The following is a 5,828-nucleotide window of genomic DNA, read 5'->3' as shown; positions in this document are numbered from 1 at the left end:
GTCATAAGTCACTGTCGTCCGGGGCAGGGGGAAATCATCGTCAGGCGCTTCGGTACCGCGGGCTTCCAGCGTCAGGAGGTTCTCGTTGGCAGCTGGCGCATCATAGAGGAACGCGCGCGGCAAACTGGCTACCTCCACACCGTTGGCGGCAACTGCGGCCACTTTCCACAAGTAGTCTCCCTTAACAAGAAGACGATCGGCAGGAAGGTCCAGCGCCGTATTGGTGGTCGCAACTACCGACTCCCAGATCGGCCGAACCACCTGCACGCCCGCTTCCACTTCGATCTTGAACGGGTAGAAATGGTAGACGACCGCATTGGGCACAGCCTCCCACCTGAACAAGATGGACGGCCCGGCAAGAGAAGCATTGTCCGCCGGAGATAGCAGAGCCGGCGCCCGCACGTTGGGCAAAGGCAGATCTATGCGGAATGAGCCGACTCCCGATTGCACGGTGGAGCTCAACTCCGGTGTTGGGCCATAGCAGTTCAGCACCACCCACCAGTACTCGCCTCCTGGGGCCAGCGGTGCCGGAGCCGAGGTGAAAGTCCCGCTGGGATCTGGCGCGCCGTACGGGACCACATGCTCGGAAGTCAACACGGCCCACAGCGGGTTTGCCCCCTCAATGGAATAGTCACCAGTCACCGGATCCTGAACAATGCTGATCTTCTGGTCGGTCATGATGACCAGATAGTAGGGGACACCCTCCACCGGCTCCCACTGGAAGGTGGGGGAAAGAGTCCTCACCGCACCCAGGGGAGAAATCATGCGCGGCGCGCTCGGCGCCTCGACAACCAGGGTGAATTCGTCACTAGCCAAAGTGTTAAGGCGGATGCGGCAGAAATACACCCCTAACCCCATGCCCAGGTCGCGCGGCACAAACCGCACCTGGTTGCTACTCCCCTGTTCGGCGATCGAGCCTGTGTAGGCACCCGGCGACCTCCCGTATTCGAACACTCCTTGACCGGGAAAGGGCTCCTGCCAGCTGAGCACCACCTCCCGGTCATAGGGAAAGAAGTTCCGGGTAGAGGTGAGGAGCGTGGGTCGGGCCACTGCCGGCTCCACATAGAGCCGCCAGGTGTGCGTGTCGCGCAGAGAGCCGTCGCTGACCTCGACTTCAACATCCACAGTACCGGAAAAGTCCAGCGGCACCGCAAAGTTAAACGAAGCGCCCTTTTGGCCGGACAGTACCGTCCCGTTTGTCCGCCAGGTGAAGGCGAGCGACCCCGGAGCCTCATCCTGCACCTGCACCCGGAGCGGAACCGTCTGCCCCGCCACCACCGTGGTATCAAAGCGCGGGGTGTAGGAAGCGATTATCGGCGGCTCGTTGCCGGTGGTTTGGCCAGTCACCGTTACCACGGTCTGAGTACGCCGGGCGACATCGGTGCGCACGTAATAGACCCGCTGGTTCGCGCCATAGTCAATGGCCTGCAGCACCGTACCCCCGGCCACGACAAACGGGCCGGCATCCCGCCGCACGTGGAGCTTGACGAGCATACCCTGGAGGTCCACATCGTTATCGTTGCGGATGAACGCCCCCGCCTTCCATGAACTCCCGTCCTGCGCAGGGTATGTGTTGACCCAGAGACGCCGGAACTTGAGCACCGGAAAGTCGACGATCTTTCCATCCCGCACTTTGATCAGCCGGTACTCTCCGTTGTCGTTCATGGTAAAGGAGGTGTTCAGCATGAGGGCCTGGCGCGTGCCCACGCTCCTGACGTTGTTGACGTGCGTGTGCCCGTAGATGACGGCGTCGACCAGGTATTGGTCGACAAAGTCACTCGTGAGCTGCCCCGATTGGTCGTAGTGGGCGAAAATGACACGTGCGGCCTCTCTGGCCGCGATGGACTCGTCCAGGACATCACGCAGCCACCTCATCTGCGAGGCGGTGAAAGTAGGGGTAGGAATGTCGTACATCTCCAGCCCCACAAAGCGCACATTGCCGTACAGGAACGTGTAGTCCATGGCCGCGCCGAAATAGCGGCGCCAAAGGTCATGCCCGTCGTACCACAGATCGTGATTGCCACCAGTGAGGAAGAATGGCACCTGGCTCTGCTCCAGAAGCTCCTGCGCGATGCGGTATTGCTCGTCGAGCTGGCCGTTATCGACCAGGTCCCCGGTCTGGAGCACGAACTCGGGGTTGAGGTAGGCAAGTTCCTGCAGTATCTGGCTCAGCTCCGGCACCGTATTACGGTCGTCGTAGAAACCGATCCAGGCCACCGAGGGGAGATGGCAATCCGGCAGGTGGACAAAGGTGAAAGTATCACGATAGGCGGGAATGACGCGCACGCAGTGCCGCACCACATCGCTCACCCCACCGCTGCCTGTGATGCGAAGGTCGTAAAGCTCAAACGGGGCAGAGGACGGCACTGTGGCGGTGAGCGTTCGCAGGCCTTCGCCATAGCCACCCACGGAGAGCTGCAGCGGCACCTCGGCGTAGGGCATGGAGAGCGAGGCCTGCCAGCCTCCTGTGGAGCTGGAGACTCTGCAAAGGATGGTGAACTGCCCACCGGGGAGCACGAATGCCGGGCGATTCATCAGCGGGTACTGGACAATCGACACCGGGTCTGCGGCCCGGCTCGCGGCGCCCGAGAGGAGAACTGCAGCAGAGACGAGAATGCCGAACCAGCGCTTGCTCAACAGATTTCCTGCCCAACCTTCGGTTTGCATCACCACGCCAGGGGTGAACTCAACCGCTTGTGTTTTCAATTTACGCCCCATTTCTCCAATTTGCGGACAGCCTTCCGGGCACCGGTCACTCTCGCCTGTGGACCCTGCCTCCTGCAACAAACAGCTTGCATTTCTCAATGGATTTGCTAAATTGCCCAACCGAAAGCGCATCTCAAACCAAATTGGAGGTAGAAAGGAACGATGAAAGGACCAGCGATGTGCATGGCGCTCTGCTCGCTTTTGGCTTTCGTGGCACAGGGCACAGCCCACTCCGGTATCTTCCCCTATCCCTACCGCGCGGAGGTGCTAGACAACGGCCTGACTGTCATCGTCATCCCCATGGAAAGCCCGGGCCTGGTCTCCTACTACACCGTGGTGCGCACGGGCAGCAGGGACGAGTGGGAGCCGGGTCACACGGGATTTGCCCATTTTTTTGAGCATATGATGTTCCGAGGTACTAAGAAGTACCCGGGCAGCGTGTACGATCGCCTTATGACCGAGATGGGGGCAGACGCCAATGCCTACACGACTGACGACTACACCTGCTACCACATCGGTTTGGCCAAGTCCGACCTGGAAAAGGTCATGGAACTGGAGAGCGACCGTTTCCAGAACCTCTTCTACGACGAGCTCGCTTTCAAGACCGAGGCGGGCGCTGTACATGGCGAATACCTGAAGAGCCTGGCGAGCCCATGGATGGTGTTGGAGGAGAAACTCTTGGCAACTGCTTTTACCGCCCACACCTATCGCCACACGACTATCGGGTTCCGTGAGGACATCGAAGCCATGCCCACGATGTACGAGTACAGCAAGAGCTTCTTTCAACGCTACTACCGCCCTGAGAACATAGTGCTGATGATTGTGGGAGACGTCGAGCCCGATGCCACTATCTCCTTGGTCAAGAAATACTACGGCCAATGGCAAAAGGGCTATGTGCCTCCCCAAATCGCGCCCGAGCCGGAACAGATGGGCGAGCGCGTGGCTCATGTCACCTACAAGGGCAAGACCCTGCCCATTCTGACTGTGGCCTACAAGGGGCTGGCTTTCTCACCCACCGATGTGGACGTGGCCGCATGCTATCTCCTGGGCGACCTTGCGTTCGGCCAGACGAGCGACATCTACAAGAAGCTGGTGATTCAGCAGCAGAGGGTCGAATTCATCAGCGCGGACTTTTCTGCCAATCGCGACCCGAAGCTCTTCGTCATCTACACGATGGTGAAGGATGAGAATGACGTCGAGAATGTTCGCGACGAAATCTTTGCCGCCATCGCCGCCTTCCAGGAAAAAGCGGTGACCCAGGAAAAACTTGACACGCAGCGCAAGAATACCATGTACAGCTTCCTCATGAACCTGGACACGCCTGACAAGGTGGCGGGCAACCTGGCCCGCTTCGCCGCGATGACAGGTGGCATCGACTGCGTGGACCAGCTCTTTGCGACCTTCGAGCGCGTCACGCCGGCGGACATCCAACGCGTGGCCAGGAAGTACCTGGTGAGCGACAAACGCACAGTGGTCACAGTTACGGGAGGAGAGTAGGATGAAAGCGATCGCGTTACCAGCGTTGGCACTGCTCATGTTGCTGGTCGCCTGTGGTTCCGAAAAGAAGCTGGAAGTAGTCACCCTGCCGGTGGCAAGTGACCCAACCATTTCCCTCAGACTCTGGTTCAAGGTCGGCTCGCAGAACGATCCCTCGGGCAAAGAGGGGCTGGCTGCGCTCACGGCGCAGATGATAGCCGATGCCTCCACCAAGAAGAATAGCTATGAACAGATCCTCGAGAAGCTCTACCCCATGGCCGCTGGTTACTCGGCGCAGGTGGACAAAGAGATGACCATCATCATGGGCAGGGTGCACAAAGACAATCTCGAGGCCTACTATAAGCTCTTTGTGCAGGCGGTGCTGGAACCTGCCTTCCGCGAAGATGACTTTGCCCGGCTCAAGAGCCAGCAGCTCAACTATCTGGAGCGCACCTTGCGCTACCAGGATGATGAGGAACTGGGAAAAGAGGCGCTGAGCCAGTTCATCTTTGCCGGAACACCCTATGCCCATCCGGTCGCCGGACTCATCGAGTCGGTAAAGAGCATCACCCTGGACGATGTGCGCGCCTTCTATCGGAAATACTACACGAAGGATAATGTGGTAGTCGGAATCGGCGGCTCATTTGACAAGCAGTTCGTGGACCGATTGTGCCGCGATTTGGCACGGCTACCGTCCGGCGTCCCGGAGCAGCCCGCTCCCCCTGAGCCAGCACCCATCGAAGGGTTGCAGGTGCTCCTGATCGAGAAGGATACCGAGTCGACCGCCATCAGCTTCGGCTTTCCGCTCGATATTGTGCGTGGCGCATCGGACTTCCATGCCCTCTGGCTGGTCAACTCATGGCTTGGTGAGCACCGCAACTCCAGCAGTCACCTCTACCAGGTCATCCGCGAGGCGCGGGGGATGAACTATGGCGATTATTCCTATATCGAGGCCTTCCCTCGCGGTAGCCGCCTGCAGTTTCCGCCCAGCAACGTCGCGCGCCGTAAGCAGCTCTTCCAGGTTTGGATCCGCCCGGTGCGCAACGAGGCACGTCACTTTGCGCTGCGCGCCGCGGTGCGCGAACTGCAGAAGCTGGTGGACAACGGCTTGAGCCAAGAAGCATTCGAGCTGACAGCGCAGTTCTTGAAGAAGTACTATCTCCACTTTGCGCCGACGACGATGGAGCGTCTCGGCTATGCTTTGGACGACGTGTTCTATGGGCTTGACGAGAATTTCCTGAACGAGTTCCCCAAGCACATTGACGAGCTAACACTTCCGGAGGTGAACGCGGCGGCGCGGCGGCACTTGCAGTATCAAAACATGAAGATCGTCATGGTGACCAAGGACGCCGAGGCCCTCAAGAAGGCGCTGGTAGCAAATGCACCAAGCCCCATGAAGTATGCCACGCCCAAGCCCAAGGCAGTGCTCGAAGAGGATAAAGAGATCGCTGTCTATCGCTTGCCGGTGCGGCCTGAGAATATCCAAGTGGTGAAAGTGGAAGAGATGTTCGTGCGCTAAGAAGACAGTCGCTTAACGGCACGTTGAAGCCTTGCTCTCGCAGAGACCTCGGCGGTGAGACAGGATGAGGCTTGTGCGGAGAACACCAGGCAAGTTGCCTACTCAGAGGCATCGAACGATGCTGCGC

Annotated in this window: 3 protein-coding genes; 2 read left to right on the top strand and 1 reads right to left on the bottom strand. The window is 59.3% G+C overall.

Features of this window, described 5'->3' with window-relative positions:
- The coding region (locus H5U38_14305; GenBank protein MBC7188192.1) for a metallophosphoesterase at positions 1-2,706 on the bottom strand (2,706 nt) is incomplete at its 3' end.
- A 162-nt stretch (positions 2,707-2,868) separates the two neighbouring features.
- Between H5U38_14305 and H5U38_14300 the strand changes: the two genes are divergently transcribed.
- Positions 2,869-4,203 (top strand): insulinase family protein, encoded by a 1,335-nt coding sequence (locus tag H5U38_14300; protein MBC7188191.1) that lies wholly within the window; start codon positions 2,869-2,871, stop codon positions 4,201-4,203.
- A gap of 1 nt (position 4,204) precedes the next feature.
- Positions 4,205-5,701 (top strand): insulinase family protein, encoded by a 1,497-nt coding sequence (locus H5U38_14295; GenBank protein ID MBC7188190.1) that lies wholly within the window; start codon positions 4,205-4,207, stop codon positions 5,699-5,701.
- The last annotated feature ends 127 nt before the right edge of the window (positions 5,702-5,828 follow it).

This window comes from Calditrichota bacterium (assembly GCA_014359355.1).
In the GTDB taxonomy this organism is placed as follows: Bacteria; Zhuqueibacterota; Zhuqueibacteria; order JANLFK01; family Oleimicrobiaceae; genus Oleimicrobium.
The sequence above is the reverse complement of the archived record's forward strand: the minus strand, read 5'-3'. Positions and strand labels throughout refer to the sequence as shown.

What these genes read in the sequence shown, in the direction of transcription:
- H5U38_14300 (MBC7188191.1), top strand. Translation starts at nt 2,869, where the DNA reads ATGAAAGGACCAGCGATGTGCATGGCGCTCTGCTCGCTTTTGGCTTTC.
- H5U38_14295 (MBC7188190.1), top strand. Translation starts at nt 4,205, where the DNA reads ATGAAAGCGATCGCGTTACCAGCGTTGGCACTGCTCATGTTGCTGGTC.